A 20,757-nucleotide genomic window follows, 5' to 3' on the forward strand; every position below is an offset into this window, starting at 1 on the left:
TTCAAAAGGGGGCTTTTTGCGTGAAACTACGAATTACTCCGATATTGCTCACTGTTGCAGCTTCCGCTCTTGTATTGTTTGGCGGTTGGGTATTATATAATCAATTTGCTGTTGAAGCGCCTTTGCAAAAGGCGGTTAATCAAATATCAGGCATCGCTTCGGCAGATGCTCCCCAGATGGATAAAGAACGAGTGGCCCTTCGGGTTACACTAGAGCCAGATGCCAATTTAAAGGCTGTCTATGATTCAATTAATAAGCAAGGAAAAAGCTCTATAGGCAATCGGGAGCTGCAGCTTTCCATTAATAATGCTACATCAAGCGAACGGCTTGAAAAGCTATGGTCTACTGTATTGTTTACTGTAGCTGAATCGATGGAGACGAAACGCTATTCGGATATACCCGTTGCGATGGATAAGCTTGCTCAAACGAATTCAGGCATCAAGGTTGTAACCGAGATGGATCAGACGAATGTCTATGTAACGATCAAAGACGAGACATCCTCCAAATATGTCGTATTACCTCGTACGCCGGCTATGCTGGAGGTGTCTGCCCATGCTTAAATATTGGAAGGAAATAGCGATTGGTTTTGTGCCCGTACTTTTTTTATTCCTTGTTTTTGCGGGGTATAATGTCGTGCCGGTGCTTTTGCTTGCCATATTGGGAGCAGCGCTCTTCTATGCTGCACGCGGCGGTAAAGGGCGAATGACGGCGATGAATGGGCAGAAGAGACGTGCGGACCTGCATCAGACTTCGATGACCTTTGAACAGATCGGCGGTCAGGACAGAGCGAAGCAGGAGCTTATAGAAGCGCTCGATTTTCTAGTAAGATATGAAGAGATCAAGAAGCTGGGCATTCGCCCGATGAAAGGGATATTGCTTACTGGACCGCCGGGAACAGGAAAAACGTTGCTTGCCAAAGCAGCTGCTCAATACACGGATTCGATTTATTTGGCAGCCTCGGGCAGTGAGTTTGTGGAAATGTATGTTGGGGTTGGTGCTGGACGCATTCGTGACCTGTTCAAGGAAGCTAGACAGAAGGCGAAGAAGGAAGGCAAGAGCAGCGCGGTTATTTTCATAGATGAGATTGATGTTATTGGCGGCAAGCGCGATGGCGGGCAGCATCGTGAATATGACCAGACCTTGAATCAGCTGCTAACCGAGATGGATGGTATTCATTCTGATGAGGCGCCGCGAATTCTTATCATTGCCGCTACCAACAGAAAAGAAATGCTGGATAGCGCGTTATTGCGCCCAGGACGATTCGACCGTCATATTGGGGTTGAACTGCCTGACAAGAAAGGCCGGCTTCATATTCTTAACCTTCACGCCGCTAATAAGCCGCTTGACCCATCCGTTGATTTGGAGCGTTTTGCCTCTGAATCCTTCGGCTTCTCTGGTGCACAGCTAGAGGGCGTTATGAATGAAGGAGCCATCTACGCCATGCGGGATCATAGCGAGCTGATTAAGGAGCATCATCTAGCGAGTGCGATAGATAAGGTTATGATGGGCGAGAAGACGGATCGTGAGGCGACGAAGGAGGAGCGTGAGCGCGTTGCCCTTCATGAGTTAGGGCATGCGATTATGGCTGAGCTCATTCGTCCCGGAAGCGTCTCTCAGGTGGCGCTGTCACCACGCGGGCAAGCTCTCGGTTATGTTCGGCATAATCCGCAGCAGGATCATTATTTGTATACGCCTGATTTCTTAAATGGGCAAATAATGATTGCGCTCGGTGGAGCTGCAGCTGAAGAGATGTTCTACGGCGGACGCAGTACAGGCTCCAGAGGTGACTTTGAGCAAGCGATGAATATTGTAAAAACGCTTGTGGAGTCTGGATTAACAGAGCTTGGCATTATTGATGCCAACATGATGACGCCTGAGGCTTGGGCTAAGGTTAACCGATCAATATTAGACAGGCTTATGGCGCAGACTAAAGCAATGCTGGAAGTTAAGCGTGAGGTATTTCTAAATGCACTTGATGTTGTAATCCGTGAGGAAACGATTGGCGGGGATGAATTCCGCAGGCTGCTCGATAAACTTTCCCATAGTGCATAATTCTAACAATTTGGAGACAGACGGGATGTCTGTCTTCATTTTTCTCTAAAAACCGTTATAATGAAGAGGACTAATCATTTTATAGGAATGTTTCTCTATTACATACGTAGTAGGAAGCCATAAGGAGAGAACCATGTCTATTAAAAAAGTAGGAGTTATCGGAGCTGGAACGATGGGGCAGGGCATTGCCGAAATGCTTGCTTCCAAAGGGCTGGACGTGAATTTAATTGAGTGCTCACCGGAGCGCTTAACATATGGCAAGGAAATGATTGAGCTAAGCCTTGATAAGCAGATAGAGAAATGGGCACTTACTCAGGCTGAGAAGAAGCTGATTATGAATCGCATCCATATGACTTTAGACTACAACAGCTTGGCGGATTGTGAACTTGTGATCGAATCCATTACTGAGGATATGGATAGCAAGAAACAAGTGTTTCAGCAAATGGACAGCATATGCGGACCTAATGTTATTTTCGCGAGCAATACTTCTACGCTTAGTATGACGGAGCTCGCAAGTGCGACGAATAATCCGGATCGTGTCATCGGCATGCACTTTATTTATCCGGTCTTTAAGATTGATCTCGTGGAAATTGTTAGAGGATTGAAGACATCAGAGGATACCTTTGTTCGGACCAAGCAATTTATTGATGAGGTTATATTGAAAAAAGGTATCATGGTATTCGAATCACCGGGCTATGTAACTTCCCGGCTTATCTGTCTGTTTATTAACGAAGCTCTTCATGTTCTGGAAGAGGGCGTTGCGTCCGCTGAAGATATCGACAATGCGATGAGAATAGGTTATTCCTTCCAGCACGGACCGCTTGAGATGGCGGATCGCTTTGGCCTGGATTCAGTAGTGGCTGCACTTGAGCGAATGTTTCGTGAATATGGGGAGCTTAAATACCGCCCGTCAACCATTCTGAAAAAAATGGTGCGAGCCGGACATTTGGGCGTGAAATCCGGCGTAGGTTTTTTCAAATACGATAAGGATGGAGACCGAATCTCATGAAAATACTAGTCATCAATGCAGGCAGCTCCTCTCTCAAATATCAATTGTATAATATGCTGGACGAGTCTGTACTCGCGAGCGGCAAGGTTGAGCGTATCGGCATGGATTCCTCGATCGTGACCCACGAGCCGCCAGGAAAGCCTGAGATTCGTGATGTCAGTGAAATTCTTGACCATGTCACGGCGATTAAGCGGGTGCTTGATATGTTAAGGCATCCTGATTATGGCGCAGTGACCTCCATGAATGAGATTCAGGCTGTTGGTCATCGTGTCGTTCATGGCGGTGAAGTATTTAAGAAGTCGGTACTTGTTACACCTGAGGTGAAGGCGGAGATTCGCAAGCTGTTCGATCTGGCCCCGCTGCATAACCCAGCCCATATGATGGGGATTACAGCAGTCGAGGTGAACCTGCCTGAAGTTCCTCAGGTCGTCGTGTTCGATACGGCCTTCCATCAATCGATGCCAAGCACGAACTACTTGTATCCGATCCCAACGGTATTATATCGCCGTCATAAAGTTCGCCGTTATGGGTTCCATGGCACCTCGCATCAATATGTTAGTGAGCAGGCTGCGTTATTTCTGGAAAAACCGCTTTCCTCTCTCAAAATGATCAGCTGTCATATTGGTAACGGGGCGAGCTGTACGGCGATTAAGGACGGTCAATCCTTCGATACGAGCATGGGCATGACTCCCCTCGAAGGCCTGATGATGGGTACCCGCAGCGGCGACATAGATCCAGCTATTGTCCCGTTCGTGATGAACAAAGAAGAGCTGACCCTCAATGAGGTTAATTCCATGCTCAATAAACATAGCGGTATGCTGGCTATCTCCGGAGTGAGCAGTGATATGCGCGAGGTTGTAGAGGCGATGGAGGAAGGCGATCGCAACGCGAAGCTGGCCTTCGACATGTATATCTATCGTGTTCGCAAATACATCGGTGCCTATGCGGCAGCTATGGACGGACTGGATGTACTGATCTTTACAGCAGGCGTGGGTGAGAACTCGGATGTATTCCGCAAGGCGGTATGTGAAGGACTCACATTCTTCGGAATAGAGCTGGACGAAGCGCGCAATTCGCAAAGAGGGAAGGATGCTCGTTATATATCGACGGATGCATCCCTCGTGAAGGTTCTGGTCGTACCAACGAATGAAGAGCTGTTGATTGCACGTGATACGTACACCATCGCCAAAGCGAGCGCTGCAACCGTATAAGCGAAGGGAGAGACGACAACATCGTGAGTAATGACGACATCTGGAAGGCTTATTCGCGCGGCATGGCTGCGGTAATGAATGAGGGCGGTATGTATGTGTCAGCGTTGCTGCTGCGCTCCTATCGCCAACTGGAGCTGTCAGATACCGAAGCGCTGCTGCTGCTCCAGCTTATGCTGTACCGAGAGTCAGAAGGCAATGAGTTTCCTACGCCCGTCCAATTGGCCGAACGATTAGGCACAACAACTAGTACAGTTGAGCAGCTTATCGCTCGATTAATGAAGGATGGCTTCCTAACCATAGAGGAAGAAATTGATTCCCAGTCGGGCATTCAATCCGAGTGCTATAATTGGAATGGTTGGTTGTTGAAGGCAGCGGAATGGGCTGCGCAGGAGCAGCGCGAGTCGAAGCGAGCGCAGCAGCGTAAGCCAGTCAAACGTTCTATTGATCCAACGAATCTATTCACCGTGTTCGAGCAGGAATTCGGAAGGCTGCTGTCGCCCTTTGAATGTGAGACCATTGGCGGCTGGCTGGACGAGGATAAATATTCGGATGAGCTTATTCGATTTGCGCTCAAAGAGGCTGTATTTGCAGGCAAGCTGAATTTTCGCTATATTGATAGGATCTTAATTGATTGGAGCCGCAATAGAGTAACGAACGCAGACGAAGCAAGAGCCCATTCACAGAAATTTAGAGGCCCTCGCGGGTGATTGAAGAACCTTATAGCTTGGCGAAAGCTCTCTCAAGTGAGTAACTTGGAGGGCTTTTTTTGTGGTTTTTATTATTCCATTGCAGGTTCTGCTGGCTCTCACACACCAATCACGCATTTAGATAAAAGAGGACCGATAGAATAGACATTGCATTCCAAGTTCCAAATGATATAATTGCTCATGAACGGAATGAGAATGATAATCATTAATATCATTTCGTTACTATTTTATATATACAGGAGTGGGGAAGAGATGTTACAGCACCGAGAATCACGCAGCATTCTATTAGGGGGCATTATTACCCTTCTAATGATCATGATGGTACTTACAGGGTGTGGCAATTCGCCAAAGGAGAAGCCGGCAGAAGAAGCCGTGAGCGACAATGGTACGGGAAGCACGCAGGCAAATAAAGATACAAAAAATAACGAAAGCGAGCCAGCTTCAGAAAATGAAACAAGGATCGTGACTGACCAATTCGGTGAAGTGGAAATTCCAGTCAAGCCAAAGCGTATAGCAGCTATTTACTTAGAGGATTATCTAGTGGCATTGGATGTAGAGCCTATTGTTCAATGGTATCATCCTAGCTGGGGCAAACAGGAGTATTTGAATCTGAGTGTTCCGCTATTCGATATAACCGGAAGTATTGAAGCTCTATTAGAAGCCCAGCCGGATCTAATTATTACCGATGCCTTCGCGGATGAGGCTATTTATCAGAAATATTCGAAAGTCGCTCCTACCTATCGCATGCCAGATGAAATTGTGACAGGCAGCTCCGCTGACATGCTTCGTAAGATTGCTGATCTTATCGGTGAGCAAGATAAGGTGGAGGAGCTGTTGAAGGAGTATGACCAGAATATTGCGGATACGAAAGCTAAGCTGCATGCAGCAATCGGAGAAGAGTCTGTAGCGGTGCTGCGTCTTAATGTCGCCGAGAAGAGCTTGAATCTGCTTGGCATTAAGAATAAGTTTGTCGGTTCTATTTTGTATAAAGAATTAGGCCTAACCCCTCCGAAAATGGTGGCAGAAATGGACGCTTTCATTGATACTCTCTCCATGGAAGCATTGCCAGAGCTGAATGCGGATCATATTATTATTCTGACCTCGAATGGATCATGGTCATCATCCGAGAATCAAGAATCCATTGATGGGTTAATGAACAGTCCTATCTGGAAAAGTGTTCCTGCAGTGAAGAAAGGCAATGTTTATCGAGTTGACAGAACCTACTGGCAGACGGGAGCTTTTCAAGCCAACCAGCTTAAAATTCAAGACTTGCAAAAAATATTTCTAAAATAGGGTGAGAAAAGCATTTCAACACATTGTTGATGTGCTTTTCTTTTTGGTTTATAGTATGTATATGATAATCATTCTCAATATTGGAGGAGGACATTTCAACGATGCGAGAGAGCAGCCCTGAGCCAAATACTTCTCCTGACAAGCTCTATCGCTTGGTGGGAATAGCATATTCTACATATAGCCCTTTTGAACAAAAGAAAGCAAGCAAGAATGAAGCTTATTGCATTCATCTCTTTACAGAAGGGGAAGGACGGCTGGTTGTGAATGGTCTGGGCTATCAAGTCGAGCGCGGCAAATGTGTTATAGCAGAGCCAGACATGACGGTCACAAGCGAAGCGTACAAGCATGGGCTTAAATGCTATGAGTTGACCTTCGAGGTACTGTCGGTTGAGAAATATGGCAAACCTGCCACGCACAAGAAGCCTGCCTTTCCTTTTGTAGGAGAAGTGGAATGTGCTCCGTTATCCCAGTGCTTGGAATGGATACAAGCAATCTACAGCTACGCTTCATCAGAGTCGAAGAACGAGCTGGGGAGCTTGGAACAGCATATTCACTTCCAAGAGCTTCTTCGTCATATTGTTAGGCAGAATATACAGACCTCTCCTCTCCAGAACAGCCGTCAGGCTGTAGAGGCTACAATTAATCGGCTTCGTCAGGAGTATCGGCACGAGTGGTCGGTAAGCCAAATGGCGAAGATGGCAGATCTCGGACGTTGGCAATATACGCGTTTGTTCAAGGAAATGACGGGACAGGTTCCTTTGCAGTACTTGTCTAGTATTCGAATCGAACAAGCCAAGTATCTGCTGCAAGCAACCGATGATCGCTTGTTTAATATCGCCGAGAACGTAGGCTTTGGAGACGAGTTTTATTTTAATCGCCGCTTCAAGCAGACGGTGGGTGTCTCGCCAGGCCAATATCGTCGGCATTATCGGGAGGAAATTCGTATATTTGCTCCCTTTCTTGAAGATTTCCTCGTAACGCTGGGTATTACGCCTGTGCTGCAAAGCTCATTTTCGAGATGGGGAGCACAATCGTATTTGCAGCTTCATTCTATTCCGGCTGTTGAAATGTCTGCGAAGGATGTCATCCCATTACCGTGTAAGCCTGACTTGATTATGGTAGACTATGGATTTTCTTCACAATGGGATTCCGATCTATTCAGTGAGAAGGCGCCGATCTATCGAATGTCTAACCAAGGAGAGGACTGGCAAGCAACCTTGCAGACGATAGCCGATATAATCGGAAGGGGCAAGAGTGCCAAAATGGTGGAAGCCATATCAAGCTATGAACGCAAAGCGGAAGCAGCTCGGAAAAAGCTGCGTGCGATGCGTCGTCAAACGACGGCTTTTCTGCGGGTTAACTCCAATGGAATAAGGCTGTATGGGGGTCCAGATAAAAGCTTCACGGGACCTGTCCTTTATAAGGATTTGGAATTGACGCCTCATCCGCTGGTGCAGCAGCTCGTTAATTGCGACAGGACAGCGGAGTTAACGCCAGACATGCTGAACCAACTCGATGCGGATAATCTTTTCGTGACATTTGATATTTCAGAGAAGGAGAAGCACAAGCTTTTCGCAACATCGCTCTGGAGATCACTTCCGGCCGTTCGCTGTAATCGCGTCTTCGAGGTTGATTTTCTCAGTTGGATGAATTATGGGATTCTCGCCCATGGCAAAAAAATCGATGACGTGCTGCAATCGTTGCAGAAGCAGTCAGGAATATAGACTAGTTGGTTAAGAGATTCTCAAGTGACGGGCTACGTTTATGAAACAAATGCGAAATAAGTGTTGCAAACCTTAAATAGTGACTCATTCAAAAATGGCGGTCTTTGTGGTCGCCATTTTCTTTTTTATGTATAATGATGGAAGATTCTACTTCGGAAAATGGTTCGTTCGTTGAAACAAACGAGCAGAATTATTCCATACCTATGGTGGAGGGAATTAATGTTAAATATAGAGTATAGGAAGCTAATGGTGGAGGAATGTCGATTAATAAATGATATAGATCCCTCTCAATACATAAAAAGAGCATGGAGAGAAGTAAGAGGAATTCGCCAGTTGGTCGAAATTAATTATCAAGATTCGGATTGGGCTAATGGTTATGACAACCATTATAATAGATTGAAAGCAACTATTTTATGTGAAGGTGAAGCAGTTGGAGCTTTTGATGAAAGCAACAAACTAATAGGTTTCGCAGCAATAAATCGTATGTTCTTTGGTGAAAAGGATAACTACGTTTTATTAGACCAATTATTTATTTCATTAGAGCATAGATTATCATTTGGAGTTTCTACTTCAATCGGCAGATGAGGTCTGACCAAAAGAACCTCTAGTAGTAAAAGATGTTTATTCAGGAGGGAAAGCAATGAGATTAACGAAGCTATTGTTATGTCTTTCTTTACTCAGTGTATTACTGGCGACTGCCTGTTCGAATACTAAGACCGCAAAAGATATGGGGGAAATATATAGCTTGGCGTTAGATGCGTATATGTCTAATGATGAAGCTCTGAATTATAATATGAAATATATTGCAATTGACATGAGCAACTTTGAAGGGCTTGATGAATCAGATAAGGAACAAATTTTACAGCAGTTCAATAAATATAACGTTGAAGTAATGGAAGCAACCTATGAGCAATTAAAAGCTAAGGGGTTATATGACCCCAATACAACGGCGCTTGACGGTGTATTGTTACGGGTCGAAAAGATAGTAAACTCAAAAAAACAATTTATTGTTGAAGGCTCTAAATATCGATCAGGGTTAGGAGCAATTGGAACGAGAATCGTGGTTGAGTTGAAAAAAGATAAATGGCAAGTAACAAGTGCACAGACTTTATGGGTAAGTTAAAAGCTGCCAAGAGGCAGCCTTAGTGCGTGATCATGAATACTTATCTAGGATTTCACAGCGAGTAAGAGGGTGACACCGCCGTCTAAGCATTGTGTTAAAACAGAGTAGGCTCGATCAGTTAGCCAGTCGCTTAATTTTTGCGGCTCACGAGATAGGGAAGATGTGATTGTGAAGGTATCGGTAATGACGATACGCCCTTGGGACATTAGAACACGATCCATCTCGGCCAGTGCGATGATTTGCTGAGATGGGTCCAAATGATGCATAGCAAAGCTGCTGACTATAAAAGAATAAGATTGCGACGCAACGGGTATTGCGAGTAAATTGCCTGTCTTGGCTTCGACCTGTGGCAAGCGGCTGCGGAGCACGGCAAGCATTTCTACGGATTGTTCAACTACGGTAACCTCCGTGCCGGCAGCAGTTAGCATGACGGTTAAGTTTCCCGTACCAGCACCGAGCTCTAGACCATGCTCATCAACGCGAGGATCAAGCCATTCCAGTGTTTGCAGCAAGGCGTATTCGTATTGCTCGTTCGTTAGTTCTCCTTCCAGCGCTGCCAGAGGAGCAGATTGGCCATGAAGGCGTGCGAGCTCATCATAACCCCATTGATCATTCCAGGAGGAACGAAGAGTGCGAGTATGTTTAATTCGCTCAGCTAATTGTTCGGCAACCTCCAATGCAAGAGGAAGAGGGCTTTGCTGCCAAGCTGCAATCGCTTGATCAAGGGCATCCAGCCGTTGGGAAGCAGAGACCCATTCTGCATATAACAGGGCTCTGGCTTCATCTGCTTTTCTAATAAAAGAATCATTGCTCTCTTTGACAGCCAAAGCGTCTGCAATGGAGCTAACCGGCATTCCTAACTCCCGAAGCGCGACGATCCATCTCAAGCGCTGCAGGTCCTCATCTTCATACTGCCGATAGCCATTTTCCTGTTCTTTACGTGGGCTGATCAAGCCCTTTTCTTCGTAAAATCGCAGCGTACGCGGTGTAATGCCAAGCTGCTTGGCAGCCTCATGAACCTTCACTCGAATCGCCTCCATCCTACAAGCATGAACCTTTCCGTAACGGAAAGGTCAAGCACTATTTAAATAAGGTCCATTCTCGACCAAAAAAAGGAATTTTTCTTCACCTAACATTTGTTGTGTGATAAACTGACGGTATTATAATCATTATCGTCTTCGAACAGCAATCAATGGGAAGAGGGATATTATGGAGCCTATTATGTTCAAACAACTTGCATTCGTACGCCAAGTAACGGTTAAAGCAGCAGAGGGACTATCTGAACAACTGTTAGATAGCATTCCAGAAGGGTTCAATAACAATGTGAGATGGAATCTGGGTCATATTTATCTGGTACAAGAAAAGTTTGCGTTTCATTTTTCGGGTGAGCCTACCCAAATCCCTGATCATTTTGAGACACTGTTCGCAAAAGGCACCAAACCAGCTGATTGGCAAGTGGAGCCTCCAACAATCGAATCATTGCTAGAGCTGCTTGCAGAGCAGCCGAAGCGTATTCAGCAAGCTTTGCAGCATCGCGTAAACGAACCAGTGAAAACTCCATTCACCACAGGCAGCGGTATAACTTTACATACAATTGGAGAATTTCTGAATTTTACTCTGTATCACGAGGGAATGCATTATAATACAATAAGCCTGCTCAAACGCTTCGCAGCTAAAAGTCTTTAATAAGTTTACGAAAGAAATTCTGCTATTGCTCTCTAAAAATTATACAAAAAAGAACGGCACAAACAAAGACCGATCCTCATCGTTCACTACCTTGAGAATCGGTCTTTGTTATTTTCATCATTATTTTCTATTGTTCAGCAGTTCCCAGCGATATACATATTCGAATATAAATTCGAAGGATTCAAGATGGCGTTTGGCTTCAAACGCATTCGCGCCCCAAGCGTAGATGCCATGCTTCCTTAGCAAAATACCAGGAATACGCTGGTCCAGACGCTCGGTCACCTCAGGGACGATACGTGGAATATCCGCAAAGTTCGAGACAATTGGGATGTCGATATGGGCTTCTTCCTCCCAGATATTAAGGCCTTTAATCAGCTCCACGCCATCTACTGGCACAGCTTTGCGCTCCCAGAACCATTCGGAAATAACGCTGTTGAACACGGTGTGCACATGAAAAATAGCACCAGCACCCGTAAGGCGATATATTTCGTTATGGATCAAGGTTTCAGCGGAGGGCTTAAGACCAGTTGCCTCGCAAGCCTTGCCATCTTGGTCAACGAATAGGTAGTCCTCCGGCGTATGTACCGTCTTGTCTTTGCCGCTTGCAGTAATAGCGAAGTAAAATTCCTCTGGGGTATAGTCACCGACGCGGACCGAGAGATTGCCGCTCGTCCCAGGGAACCAACCGCGGGAAGCGAATAGCTCTTTGACGTCGCGCAATTCTGCGAATGCTTTCTGTTTTTGTTCTAGCTTAATTTCTTGAAAACCCATCTTTAAGCCTTCCTTTCCTGTTTTAACTCATGGATAATTTGATGAAAGTCCTCGTATTCATGATGAGGCAAGCCAAGCTCCTTGCATTTGACCGTCAAATGGGAGCGGGAGAAAACGACATCAGCCAGTTTTGCCCCTTCGAAATCAGTTACGCTGTCCCCGATTAGAATACGCTCATATTGCTCTGCAGGGAAGCGGCGCATAATGGTTGTTTTGCACATGCCGCATTTATTGTTGCATTGGTCATCGCAAGGATGAGGCCATGTTATCTCAATTCGATCTCCGCTGAAATCACTGCCATTGCAATAAATATGATCCTGAGGAATGCCGAATGGCTCTAAGATTGGATATACAAAAAAGTCGATGCCGCCGCTCGTTACATAGAATTCGATCTGTTCTTCCTTGCAATAGGCGAGCAAATCTGCGAAGCCATCGCGAATTCGAGCATTGGATATGCCAAATTCTACGACCTCTTTCTGCATGGAAGCAGGCAGAAGGCGGAACATTTGTCCTACGCCTTCTTGGATACTCATTTCCTGAGAGATGACACGCTCTGCAATAGGCTCCCAGCCCTCAGGGTTGAAGTGGCGAATTATCGCGATAATATTATCATTAACCGTTATCGTTCCGTCAAAATCACAGAAGATGATGCGTTTCTTAGCTGTAGTAGTCATTCTTAATCCTCCTTAATTCCCCAGATGTCGATAGCTGCTTGCAACGGTTCGTTGCCAAGCTGCGCGGCTGCTTCACGAAGTGGAATATTATGCATAGCTGCAGTAATGGCGCTGCGGAAGGCTTGACCCCCAGCGGCCGTTCCCATTGGATGGCCATGGATGCCGCCGCCTGCGTTCACGACAACGTCCGTACCGAAATCACGCAGGATAAGCGGAACGAGGCCGGGATGAATGCCAGCAGATGGAACAGGGAAGCTTGTGCGCATCGTTGCCGATGGCGCGAGCAGGGCATCTTTGACGGCGAGATTCTCTTCTTTGGGCATAACGACTGAGCCATAAGGAGAAGGGAATAGAACCAGATCAGCACCTGCGAGCCGCATGAGCTTCCCGAGGAGTACTGACGCGCCAATGCCATAATGCGGCGATGGATACAAGGCGCCTGCCAAGGCCGGATGTGCTGCAATCGGTACATTAATGGAGGTATCCTTGCTTAGCTCATGGAGTACATCGTAGCCATAGGACAGGACATTGAACAATAGAGCGTTCGCACCGGCGCTAATCGCTTTGCGAGCCTGATCGGCCAGCTGTGAAGTCGGCCCGGTCAAGTTCACGGCATAGAGCAGCTTTTGTCCTGTCTCCTGCTGAGCACGCCTTGCTGCCTCCATGCAGACCTCAACACGCTTCTCCAGTGGAGTGAGCGGGTTCTCGAACAAGATCTCGTCATCCTTAATCAAATCTACGCCGCCGAGCGCTTGCTTATAGAATTGCTCTTGAAGATTAGCCAAATCATGGCCAACTACTGATTTGAAGATGCTCATAAGCAGCGGACGATCATGGACACCCAGTAATTCGCGTACGCCTTGAAGGCCGAATGCAGGACCTGGGAAAGCTGCTTGGAACTGCTCAGACACGTCCAAATCAATCAAGCGGATACGACCATCCATGGACAGCTTGCCGAAGATCGTTACGAGCAGGGCAGGGATGTCACGGCTGAAGTTGATGTCAGGATAGGCAATTTGAATATCTGCATAGCGTTCGCTGCCTTGCTGCGATTCGTGAACCTCAACGGACAATACTTTACCCAAATGCTTCTCCATTGTAGCTTTTTGTGCTTCGGGAAGTTCTGTCCAACTGCCTACTGTAAGTCCTACAGCAATGGACAGCGCTTTTTTATGGAAATCAGCTTTATCATCGAAGCTGCGGTAAGTGGCTATACACATTCCGTTCATGAATAAGTGCTCCTTTCAATCTCGGCACCGATTTCGCCTGCACGCTCTGTTGAGCGAAGCATGCCTTTTATAATTGCCTCAGGCAGCCCGCTTTGGGTCATGGATTCGATTGCCGCTTGCGTCGTTCCGTTAGGGGAGGTGACCTTTTTTCGAAGCTCAGCAGGTTCTTCGCCTGTCGTACGAACCATCTCGGCAGCGCCCAGAACAGTCTGAACGACAAGCTCCTTCGCTTGCTCAGCATTGAACCCAAGCTTCTCGGCCGCTGTCATCATAGCCTCCATTACATAATAGATATAGGCAGGTCCGCTGCCCGATACGCCTGTAATGGAATCTTGCAGCGATTCCTCAACAACTGAGGTAATGCCCACGGATTGGAAAATAGTCTCGGCAAGCTGGCGCTGCTCAGCTGTTACTGAACTGGAATAACTAATTCCGGTAACGCCTAGCCCAATCGTACTGGATGTATTGGGCATCGTACGGATGATGGACATTGGTCTGCCGAGCAGCCTTTCTATTGAAGCGATCGAAAGGCCAGCGATAACAGAAACGATCATTTGCTTCTCATTAAGCAGCGGCTTGATCGCTGCGATAGCAGCTGCCGCATCCTTCGGTTTCATAGCCAGGAATACAACATCAGCCTGTTGCAAAAACTGTTCATTGCTGGAGCCTTCCAGAATCGTCTGCACGCTATAGCGTTTGGTCAGTTCATTGAGCCGCTCGCTGTTCTGGCGATTCAGCATTGAGATTTGAGCGGGAGCGGTAAGCTTATTGTTAAGAATGCCACGTACGATAGCTTCAGCCATCGAGCCTGCGCCGTAGAAGCTGAGCTGCAGGGCATGTATGCTGGAAACGACTTCTGTATCTGTTGTTCTATTCATAGTGTATCCCTCCAAACCATCCTATATAGATTAACCTCTTATTTGCCCATTCCCGTAAATACGATATTTCGTCGATGTGAGAGCGGGAAGTCCCATTGGACCGCGCGCATGCAGCTTCTGTGTGCTGATGCCGATCTCTGCGCCGAACCCGAATTCAAAACCATCCGTGAAGCGAGTAGAGGCATTGTGATAGACAGCGGCAGCATCGACTTCCTGAAGGAACCGGTCCGCATGATTCTGATCTTCCGTTACGATACATTCGGAATGCTTCGTACCATAAGTGCGAATATGCTCCAGCGCCTCATCTAAGTTTGCTACAATGCGGATATTTAACACATAGTCGTTATATTCGGTTGCATAATCCTGCTCAGTGGCAGGTATTGCTTGCGAGATAAGCTCTACCGTACGCTCACAGCCATGGAGCTCCACGCCAGAAGCGATGAACTTATCTGCAAGCTGGAGCAAGTACCGGTCGGCAAAGCTTTCATGCAATAGAAGGGTTTCCATGGAATTGCATACCGAAGGACGTTGAACCTTCGCGTTGATTGCAATATTCTCAGCCATTTCATAAGAGGCGCTTTCGTCTGCGAACGTATGGCAAATGCCCGCTCCTGTCTCGATTACGGGAACAGTTGCATTCTCGACAACATTGCGGATAAGAGCTGCTCCGCCACGTGGAATAACGACATCGAGCAGGCCGTTCAGCTTCAGCATTTCATTAACCGAAGCGCGGTCGGAATCCTCAATGAGCTGAATGGCATCAGCAGGAAGCGCCGTAGCGCTCAAAGCTTGACGCAGTACTTCAACAACCTTACGGTTTGATTCCAAGGCCGCTGATCCGCCGCGCAGAACGACACAGTTTCCTGTCTTTAAACAAAGACCGGCTGCATCTACTGTTACATTGGGACGTGCCTCATAGATCATGCCAATAACGCCTAGCGGCACTCGGGATTTCTCAACGCGAAGTCCGTTGGGACGATCGAATTGCTCTAGCAGTTCACCGACAGGGTCCGGCAGCTCGACAATTTGGCGAAGTCCTTCGGCAATTGCTCCGATCCGTTCTTCGTTCAACGCAAGGCGATCAAGCAGGGAAGGGCTGGTTCCAAGCTGCTGGCCTCTTGCAAGATCCAGCTTATTGGCTGTAATAATGGATTCCTGATTGTTGATTAAAGCATCTGCCATTGCTAATAATGCCGCATTTTTTTGCTCAGTCGTTACACGGTTCATAAGGCTCGCAGCAGCTTGTGCCAGTGTTGCTTTACTTCTTACTTCGCTTATCATAAATAAAACCCCCTATCGAATAATGGCTATTGCATGGAAATCCATTCATCACGGTGGATGACTTCAATTCTACTGACGTCAACGCGCCGGCGAACCTCATCCGTATTTAAACCAGCAACGGCTTGAATCTGAGAGGCTTCGTAGTTAACGACGCCTCTGCCAACGAGTTCACCTGACAAGCTTGCTACCTCGACGACATCGCCTGGGTGGAATTCACCCTCAATGCTTTTTATCCCGGCAGGCAGCAAGCTCTTGCCGCAAGCTAGCAGGGCATGCTGGGCGCCTTCATCAATAATAATTCTGCCTTGCGGCATCGAGTGGAAGCCAAGCCATTGTTTCTTCATGGGCAGGCTATGTAGTTGTGTATCGAAATAAGTGCCTCTGCCCGTTCCGTCTACAGCGATTTGAAGGTCGCCCGGCTGTTGGACCTTGCCGATAAAAGCATGTACGCCGCCTCGCATAGCAATTCGTGCAGCTTCAATTTTGGAGCGCATTCCGCCGGTTCCGACAGATGAGCCAGCTCCGCCGGCAAGCTTCATAATTTCCTCGGATATTTGCTCCACGCGATCGATCTTAACCGCACTTGGATTTTTCCTTGGGTCTTCCGTGTATAATCCATCCATGTCCGTGATCATAATGAGCTGGCTTGCTTTGGTCATAGCAGCGACGAGTGCGGACAATTTATCATTATCCCCGAACTTGAGCTCCAGCTCATCCGTTGAGACGGTATCATTCTCATTAATAATTGGTATGATGCGTAGTCGGAGCAGCTCTTCCACCGTCATAAGCGCGTTCTGAATTCGCTTGCGATTGGAGAAGTCAGCTCGTGTAAGTAGAATTTGCGCAGTACCAATCTCGAACTTGTTGAATGCCTCCTGATACGCTTGCATAAGCAATGCCTGGCCTACTGCAGCAGCAGCTTGTTTCTCATGTACAGCCTTAGGTCTAACGAGGTAGCCAATCTGCCGGAATCCAGCGGCTACTGCTCCAGAGGTCACTAGAATAACCTGTATGCCCTGCTTGTGAAGGGCAGCCAGCTCTGTGGCGAAATAGGTAATTCGTTCCCGGTTCAATCCACCTTCTTCAGAGGTAAGCGAGCTGCTACCGATTTTGACAATGATTCTCTCCGACATGCGATCCCATCCCATTTCCATACATAATAAAAAGACTTCCGTCCGTAAAGGACGAAAGTCTGGGCTTCCGCGGTACCACCTTTGTTGATCGCATGGCGAAATTAGCCTACGATCCTGCTTGAGCCTCGTAACAGGAGGCGCTGTCCGGCTCATCACCGGCCGTTCGGGGGTTGGTTCAGCGAGCGATCAAGGTAAATTCTTGCAGCCTAAGGAATTTACTCTCTGTTCACGATCCAATCAAGCTTACTATTCCCGTCATCACGTTAAGTGTTTAATTATTAGTAGCATATCATGATCCTTGTATGCTGTAAAGAAAGGCAAATGAAGCATTTTTAGCCGCTCTCATTAAGCGAATATACGATCGTTTTATTTGAATAAGCCAAGCCTTCCTATACGTTCAACCGCTTCTACAAGGCGAGCTTCATTGGTGAGCAGTCCCAAGCGGACATAGCCCTCGCCATGCGTTCCGAACCCAACACCTGGAGCAACGACAACATCAGCCTCTTGCAGCACGAGGTCTGCGAACGATTCAGAGGTGTGGCCAGCAGGCACAGGGAGCCAGCAGAAGAAGGAGCCTCCCGGACGCTCAGCCTTCCAGCCGATCCGCTCAAGTGCGCCAAACAAAGCTTCGCGACGGCTTTCATACATCGTGTTTAAATCGGCCACACATTGCTGAGAGCCTGTCAAAGCTTCAGCGGCTGCTTCTTGAATGCCGCCGAACAGGCTGCAGTAATAATGGTCCTGGATCAAATTGATTAAGGATACGACCTGAGCATTGCCGATAGCAAATCCAACACGCCAGCCCGCCATATTGTAGGATTTGGATAACGTATAGAACTCGACGCCTACTTCCTTAGCGCCGGGTGTCTGGAGGAAGCTGACCGGGCGCTTGCCATCGAACCCGATGGCACCGTATGCGAAGTCACTGGATACGACAACGTTATTTCGTTTGGCGAATGCAACTGTCTCCGCATAAAACTCGGAGCTTGCTACAGCACCAGTTGGATTATTGGGATAGTTCAGGAACATAAGCTTGGCCTGTTCCAGTGCTTCTGGACGAATTGCATTATAATCCGGTAAGAAGGCGTTCTCCGCCTTCAAAGGCATGAATTCCATTGTCGCACCTGCAAGGGCCACGCCTGACCAATAATCCGGGTAGCCAGGGTCTGGCACCAAGCAGACATCACCGGGATTGAGGAGGCATTGGCTGATCTCAACAAGGCCCGTCTTGCCGCCGAACAGAATGGCAACCTCCGTGGTTGGATCAATATCGACATTGTAATCCTCTTTGTAACGATGGGCGACCGCTTCTTTCAAGAACGAATATCCACTGAATGGGGGATACTTGTGGTACAAAGGATTGGTTGCTGCCTCTTGAAGCTTGGCTACAATATGTGGGGGAGTAGGCTGATCGGGATTGCCTTGCCCCAAGTTAATGACATCTCGCCCCTTGGCGATCTGGGCATTGGCTTTGCCGACGAGCTTGGCAAAAAACTGCGTCGGCAGTCCCGTCATCCGATCCGCAGGCTTGATTATTTGTTGACCGATTTGTGTTTCCATGGGCTCACACTCCACTTGCTCTCTAAATTATAACGACATTAGCATAAATGTAGCATGTCAAAACCATTTATGTCGAGTATATTAGTCGGTATGGAGTGGAATTCGAGTGCTACCCTACCTTTTAGAGCGTAGGAACGCCGATTTTTTTGATGAAAGGCTTAATATCTTCTTTGAAGAGAAGCAAATAAGGCCTGCGCTGCTCATCGAATACAAGCAAGAGCGGCGGCTTGCCTTCACAATAAAATAAAAATACCTCGTCAGAAGCAAGCTGCATGCCATTCACGGATACTGTAGCCGGTTTAACAAGAGGGATTCGATAGACGTAGCTGCAGCTTTCGTCATTCGTCAGCTGTGGGGACAACCCTGTTACGGAGTCAATCCAGCTCTTAGCGAAATCCTGATAGGCTTGCTCATTGGGAAGCGTTTGAATAACTTTTTCTGCCTTTACATCAAATACTTGTACAGGTTTTACGGGCTCTACCGGAGCTGGAGCAGATTGAGCGGATACGCTTGTACCTGCCGCAAACAATAAAACAGAGCATAACGTGAGCAGCAGAGCTGCTAATCGGTTCAGATGCATCATGTATTCTCTCCTTTTTATACAGTGGATAACCTCATCCCTCATAACGTTCCCAACTTGACACAAATCCATGAGAGGGTATCATTAGGGGATATAAGCGTTAGATTGTTGGGAGGCATATCATGAGTAAACAATTGCGTGTAGCACTATTACAAATGGATATAGAAGTTGGGAAGCCGGAAGTGAATTTCACCAAGCTGTCCCGTATGTTGGAAGAAGCAGCTAGTGCGGAGCCAAAGCCAGACGTTATCGTATTCCCGGAGATGTGGAATACCGGCTACGCCCTGACAGAAATTAATGAGCTCGCTGATCGTGAAGGGGAGCGTACGAAAGCGTTCATCTCCGACTTCTGTTCCAAGCATGGCATTAATATAGTGGCAGGCTCGATTGCAGAAAAGAAAGAAGATGGTATTTTTAACACCATCTATGCTTTTGACCGTGAAGGAAAAGTGATCGCAGATTATTCCAAAATTCATTTGTTCCGATTGATGGATGAGGAGAAGTATTTGGCAGCTGGTGACAAGCTGGGTAACTTGCAATTGGAGGGAGAGGATGCGGGCATGATGATCTGCTACGACATCCGGTTCCCGGAATTATCACGCAAGCTCGCTCTTGGAGGCGCCAAGCTGCTCTTCGTACCTGCGGAATGGCCGCATCCAAGACTTCATCATTGGCGTACATTATTGACTGCCCGGGCGATTGAGAACCAAATGTTCGTTATCGCTTGCAATCGGGTAGGGAAGAGTGGAGATACCTCATTTTTCGGTCATTCCATGGTTCTCGACCCTTGGGGGGAAGCTATCGCGGAAGCAGGAGAAGAAGAGACGATCGTCTACGCGGACATTGATCTGTCCTTGGTAGATTCCGTTCGCTCGAAAATTCCAGTATTCGAGGATCGCAGACCGTCTCTCTATTAGATGAAGAGGAATTTATTTGTAGTGATGAATGGTCATTGTCATCGTTTGAATGAAGGCGTCGGCAGCTTTGGACAAATAGCGGCCCTTGCGGCTGGCAATGACAAGCGTTCTAGATGGACTTGAAGACAAACGAAGATAATTGGGAGCGAATTCGCTCCCTTTTTGCCGTGTCAGCATTTGAGGAACGAAGGCTATGCCCATTCCGCCAGCGACCAAGGATTGAACCGTCTCGATATTGCTGCTCTCAAATACGATCGTCGGAGAAAAGCCATGCTGTTGGCAAAGCTCGACTGTTATTTGACGGAAGCCTTGTCCTTTCTTGAGTCCGATAAAGGGCTCATCCTTCAGCTCTTCTACATCAATGGCATCGGTTCGATCAGCGAAACGATGCTGCGGCGAGACAGCCAAGCAAATTTCTTCTTCCATAAAAGGTATCCACGACAGCGTATCGTCTCCAAGCGGCAGTGACAATAAGCTAAGGTCTGTTCCTCCGCTTGCGGTGAGCTGCTCCAGACGAGAAGTGGTATCCTCGACCAGAATGACCTCGATCTGCGGATAGTGCTCTCCAAAAACGGGAAGCACGAGCGGAAGAATATGCGAGCCTGTAATCGGCAAGGTGCCAACGACGAGACGTCCACGCCTCATTTGAGCCATGTCATCCATCTCTTGCTTCAATTGTTCGACTGCATCGAGAATGTTTTGGGAGCGGTCGACAAATATTTGCCCGGCATGCGTCAGCTCTACTGAATTCGTCGTCCGTCTGAACAAGAGAACGCCGAGTTCCTGCTCAAGCTTCGATAGTTGTTGGCTGAGGGATGGTTGTGCAATATGGAGCTTCTCAGCGGCTCTTGAAAAGTTCTTTTCCAGCGCGATTTGTATCACATATTGGAGTTGTCTTAGTTCCATTGATCTATTCCTTTCTATGCGGG

At 47.4% G+C, this 20,757-nt stretch carries 21 protein-coding genes; 11 read left to right on the forward strand and 10 right to left on the reverse strand.

Annotation, left to right across the window (positions count from 1 at the left end):
- Positions 1 to 20: 20 nt before the first annotated feature.
- From AC50YO_RS11180 to AC50YO_RS11220, 9 genes are all read left to right on the forward strand, one after another.
- Complete coding sequence (locus tag AC50YO_RS11180) at positions 21 to 560, forward strand: hypothetical protein (protein ID WP_494846906.1); 540 nt, start codon at positions 21 to 23, stop codon at positions 558 to 560.
- Positions 553 to 2,052, forward strand: a complete 1,500-nt coding sequence (locus AC50YO_RS11185) for an AAA family ATPase (protein ID WP_494846907.1) — start codon at positions 553 to 555, stop codon at positions 2,050 to 2,052. Before AC50YO_RS11180 ends, AC50YO_RS11185 begins: the two co-directional genes overlap by 8 nt.
- A 133-nt stretch (positions 2,053 to 2,185) precedes the next feature.
- Positions 2,186 to 3,061 carry a 3-hydroxyacyl-CoA dehydrogenase family protein gene (locus AC50YO_RS11190; RefSeq protein WP_494846908.1) on the forward strand — a complete coding sequence of 292 codons (876 nt, stop codon included), beginning with the start codon at positions 2,186 to 2,188 and terminating at the stop codon, positions 3,059 to 3,061.
- On the forward strand, positions 3,058 to 4,272 hold the full coding sequence (locus AC50YO_RS11195; protein ID WP_494846909.1) for an acetate kinase: 1,215 nt from the start codon (positions 3,058 to 3,060) through the stop codon (positions 4,270 to 4,272). Before AC50YO_RS11190 ends, AC50YO_RS11195 begins: the two co-directional genes overlap by 4 nt.
- 23 nt (positions 4,273 to 4,295) lie before the next feature.
- Positions 4,296 to 4,979 carry a DnaD domain protein gene (locus tag AC50YO_RS11200; RefSeq protein ID WP_494846910.1) on the forward strand — a complete coding sequence of 228 codons (684 nt, stop codon included), beginning with the start codon at positions 4,296 to 4,298 and terminating at the stop codon, positions 4,977 to 4,979.
- A 252-nt stretch (positions 4,980 to 5,231) separates the two neighbouring features.
- Positions 5,232 to 6,272 (forward strand): ABC transporter substrate-binding protein, encoded by a 1,041-nt coding sequence (locus AC50YO_RS11205; RefSeq protein WP_494846911.1) that lies wholly within the window; start codon positions 5,232 to 5,234, stop codon positions 6,270 to 6,272.
- 101 nt (positions 6,273 to 6,373) lie between these two features.
- A complete protein-coding gene (locus AC50YO_RS11210) occupies positions 6,374 to 7,996 on the forward strand; it encodes a helix-turn-helix domain-containing protein (RefSeq protein WP_494846912.1) in 1,623 nt (540 codons plus the stop codon).
- Positions 7,997 to 8,215: 219 nt separating this feature from the next.
- Positions 8,216 to 8,581 (forward strand): hypothetical protein, encoded by a 366-nt coding sequence (locus AC50YO_RS11215; protein WP_494846913.1) that lies wholly within the window; start codon positions 8,216 to 8,218, stop codon positions 8,579 to 8,581.
- A 55-nt stretch (positions 8,582 to 8,636) separates the two neighbouring features.
- Positions 8,637 to 9,119 carry a peptide ABC transporter substrate-binding protein gene (locus AC50YO_RS11220; RefSeq protein ID WP_494846914.1) on the forward strand — a complete coding sequence of 161 codons (483 nt, stop codon included), beginning with the start codon at positions 8,637 to 8,639 and terminating at the stop codon, positions 9,117 to 9,119.
- 44 nt (positions 9,120 to 9,163) lie between these two features.
- Here AC50YO_RS11220 and AC50YO_RS11225 read toward each other — a convergent pair whose 3' ends face one another.
- Complete coding sequence (locus tag AC50YO_RS11225) at positions 9,164 to 10,144, reverse strand: MerR family transcriptional regulator (protein ID WP_494846915.1); 981 nt, start codon at positions 10,142 to 10,144, stop codon at positions 9,164 to 9,166.
- A 196-nt stretch (positions 10,145 to 10,340) separates the two neighbouring features.
- On the opposite strand from AC50YO_RS11225, the gene AC50YO_RS11230 reads away from it, so the two are divergent.
- On the forward strand, positions 10,341 to 10,805 hold the full coding sequence (locus tag AC50YO_RS11230) for a DinB family protein (RefSeq protein ID WP_494846916.1): 465 nt from the start codon (positions 10,341 to 10,343) through the stop codon (positions 10,803 to 10,805).
- Between the two features lie 120 nt (positions 10,806 to 10,925).
- Here the strand turns inward: AC50YO_RS11230 and mtnB are convergent, their stop codons facing one another.
- From mtnB to AC50YO_RS11270, 8 genes are all read right to left on the reverse strand, one after another.
- Positions 10,926 to 11,576, reverse strand: a complete 651-nt coding sequence (gene mtnB, locus AC50YO_RS11235; protein ID WP_494846917.1) for a methylthioribulose 1-phosphate dehydratase — start codon at positions 11,574 to 11,576, stop codon at positions 10,926 to 10,928.
- 2 nt (positions 11,577 to 11,578) lie between these two features.
- Positions 11,579 to 12,250: a 2-hydroxy-3-keto-5-methylthiopentenyl-1-phosphate phosphatase gene (locus AC50YO_RS11240; protein ID WP_494846918.1), complete on the reverse strand. Its 672-nt coding sequence runs from the start codon at positions 12,248 to 12,250 to the stop codon at positions 11,579 to 11,581.
- 2 nt (positions 12,251 to 12,252) lie between these two features.
- The gene (locus tag AC50YO_RS11245; protein WP_494846919.1) at positions 12,253 to 13,479 is read right to left on the reverse strand and encodes a 2,3-diketo-5-methylthiopentyl-1-phosphate enolase; all 1,227 of its coding nucleotides are present in this window, start codon (positions 13,477 to 13,479) and stop codon (positions 12,253 to 12,255) included.
- Positions 13,476 to 14,357 (reverse strand): pyrroline-5-carboxylate reductase, encoded by an 882-nt coding sequence (gene proC, locus AC50YO_RS11250; RefSeq protein WP_494846920.1) that lies wholly within the window; start codon positions 14,355 to 14,357, stop codon positions 13,476 to 13,478. Before proC ends, AC50YO_RS11245 begins: the two co-directional genes overlap by 4 nt.
- A 30-nt stretch (positions 14,358 to 14,387) precedes the next feature.
- Positions 14,388 to 15,638, reverse strand: coding sequence for a glutamate-5-semialdehyde dehydrogenase (locus AC50YO_RS11255; RefSeq protein WP_494846921.1), 1,251 nt, complete (start codon positions 15,636 to 15,638; stop codon positions 14,388 to 14,390).
- A 26-nt stretch (positions 15,639 to 15,664) separates the two neighbouring features.
- A complete protein-coding gene (proB, locus tag AC50YO_RS11260) occupies positions 15,665 to 16,771 on the reverse strand; it encodes a glutamate 5-kinase (protein ID WP_494846922.1) in 1,107 nt (368 codons plus the stop codon).
- Positions 16,772 to 17,137: 366 nt separating this feature from the next.
- Positions 17,138 to 18,331 carry a pyridoxal phosphate-dependent aminotransferase gene (locus AC50YO_RS11265; protein ID WP_494846923.1) on the reverse strand — a complete coding sequence of 398 codons (1,194 nt, stop codon included), beginning with the start codon at positions 18,329 to 18,331 and terminating at the stop codon, positions 17,138 to 17,140.
- A 121-nt stretch (positions 18,332 to 18,452) separates the two neighbouring features.
- Positions 18,453 to 18,914 (reverse strand): hypothetical protein, encoded by a 462-nt coding sequence (locus AC50YO_RS11270; protein ID WP_494846924.1) that lies wholly within the window; start codon positions 18,912 to 18,914, stop codon positions 18,453 to 18,455.
- Between the two features lie 119 nt (positions 18,915 to 19,033).
- On the opposite strand from AC50YO_RS11270, the gene AC50YO_RS11275 reads away from it, so the two are divergent.
- Positions 19,034 to 19,828 (forward strand): carbon-nitrogen family hydrolase, encoded by a 795-nt coding sequence (locus AC50YO_RS11275; protein WP_494846925.1) that lies wholly within the window; start codon positions 19,034 to 19,036, stop codon positions 19,826 to 19,828.
- A 12-nt stretch (positions 19,829 to 19,840) separates the two neighbouring features.
- On the opposite strand, the gene AC50YO_RS11280 is transcribed toward AC50YO_RS11275, so the two are convergent.
- Complete coding sequence (locus tag AC50YO_RS11280; protein ID WP_494846926.1) at positions 19,841 to 20,734, reverse strand: LysR family transcriptional regulator; 894 nt, start codon at positions 20,732 to 20,734, stop codon at positions 19,841 to 19,843.
- Between the last annotated feature and the right edge of the window lie 23 nt (positions 20,735 to 20,757).

The sequence above is a fragment of the Paenibacillus sp. J22P59 genome (genome assembly GCF_059383895.1).

Bases quoted from the DNA above. Each gene is read 5' to 3' on its own strand.
- AC50YO_RS11205 (WP_494846911.1), top strand. From the start codon at position 5,232: ATGTTACAGCACCGAGAATCACGCAGCATTCTATTAGGGGGCATTATT.
- AC50YO_RS11220 (WP_494846914.1), top strand. From the start codon at position 8,637: ATGAGATTAACGAAGCTATTGTTATGTCTTTCTTTACTCAGTGTATTA.
- AC50YO_RS11195 (WP_494846909.1), top strand. From the start codon at position 3,058: ATGAAAATACTAGTCATCAATGCAGGCAGCTCCTCTCTCAAATATCAA.
- AC50YO_RS11255 (WP_494846921.1), bottom strand. From the start codon at position 15,638: ATGATAAGCGAAGTAAGAAGTAAAGCAACACTGGCACAAGCTGCTGCG.
- AC50YO_RS11210 (WP_494846912.1), top strand. From the start codon at position 6,374: ATGCGAGAGAGCAGCCCTGAGCCAAATACTTCTCCTGACAAGCTCTAT.
- mtnB (WP_494846917.1), bottom strand. From the start codon at position 11,576: ATGGGTTTTCAAGAAATTAAGCTAGAACAAAAACAGAAAGCATTCGCA.
- AC50YO_RS11275 (WP_494846925.1), top strand. From the start codon at position 19,034: ATGAGTAAACAATTGCGTGTAGCACTATTACAAATGGATATAGAAGTT.
- AC50YO_RS11240 (WP_494846918.1), bottom strand. From the start codon at position 12,250: ATGACTACTACAGCTAAGAAACGCATCATCTTCTGTGATTTTGACGGA.
- AC50YO_RS11215 (WP_494846913.1), top strand. From the start codon at position 8,216: ATGTTAAATATAGAGTATAGGAAGCTAATGGTGGAGGAATGTCGATTA.
- proC (WP_494846920.1), bottom strand. From the start codon at position 14,357: ATGAATAGAACAACAGATACAGAAGTCGTTTCCAGCATACATGCCCTG.
- AC50YO_RS11230 (WP_494846916.1), top strand. From the start codon at position 10,341: ATGTTCAAACAACTTGCATTCGTACGCCAAGTAACGGTTAAAGCAGCA.
- AC50YO_RS11280 (WP_494846926.1), bottom strand. From the start codon at position 20,734: ATGGAACTAAGACAACTCCAATATGTGATACAAATCGCGCTGGAAAAG.
- proB (WP_494846922.1), bottom strand. From the start codon at position 16,771: ATGTCGGAGAGAATCATTGTCAAAATCGGTAGCAGCTCGCTTACCTCT.
- AC50YO_RS11185 (WP_494846907.1), top strand. From the start codon at position 553: ATGCTTAAATATTGGAAGGAAATAGCGATTGGTTTTGTGCCCGTACTT.
- AC50YO_RS11270 (WP_494846924.1), bottom strand. From the start codon at position 18,914: ATGATGCATCTGAACCGATTAGCAGCTCTGCTGCTCACGTTATGCTCT.
- AC50YO_RS11190 (WP_494846908.1), top strand. From the start codon at position 2,186: ATGTCTATTAAAAAAGTAGGAGTTATCGGAGCTGGAACGATGGGGCAG.
- AC50YO_RS11265 (WP_494846923.1), bottom strand. From the start codon at position 18,331: ATGGAAACACAAATCGGTCAACAAATAATCAAGCCTGCGGATCGGATG.
- AC50YO_RS11245 (WP_494846919.1), bottom strand. From the start codon at position 13,479: ATGAACGGAATGTGTATAGCCACTTACCGCAGCTTCGATGATAAAGCT.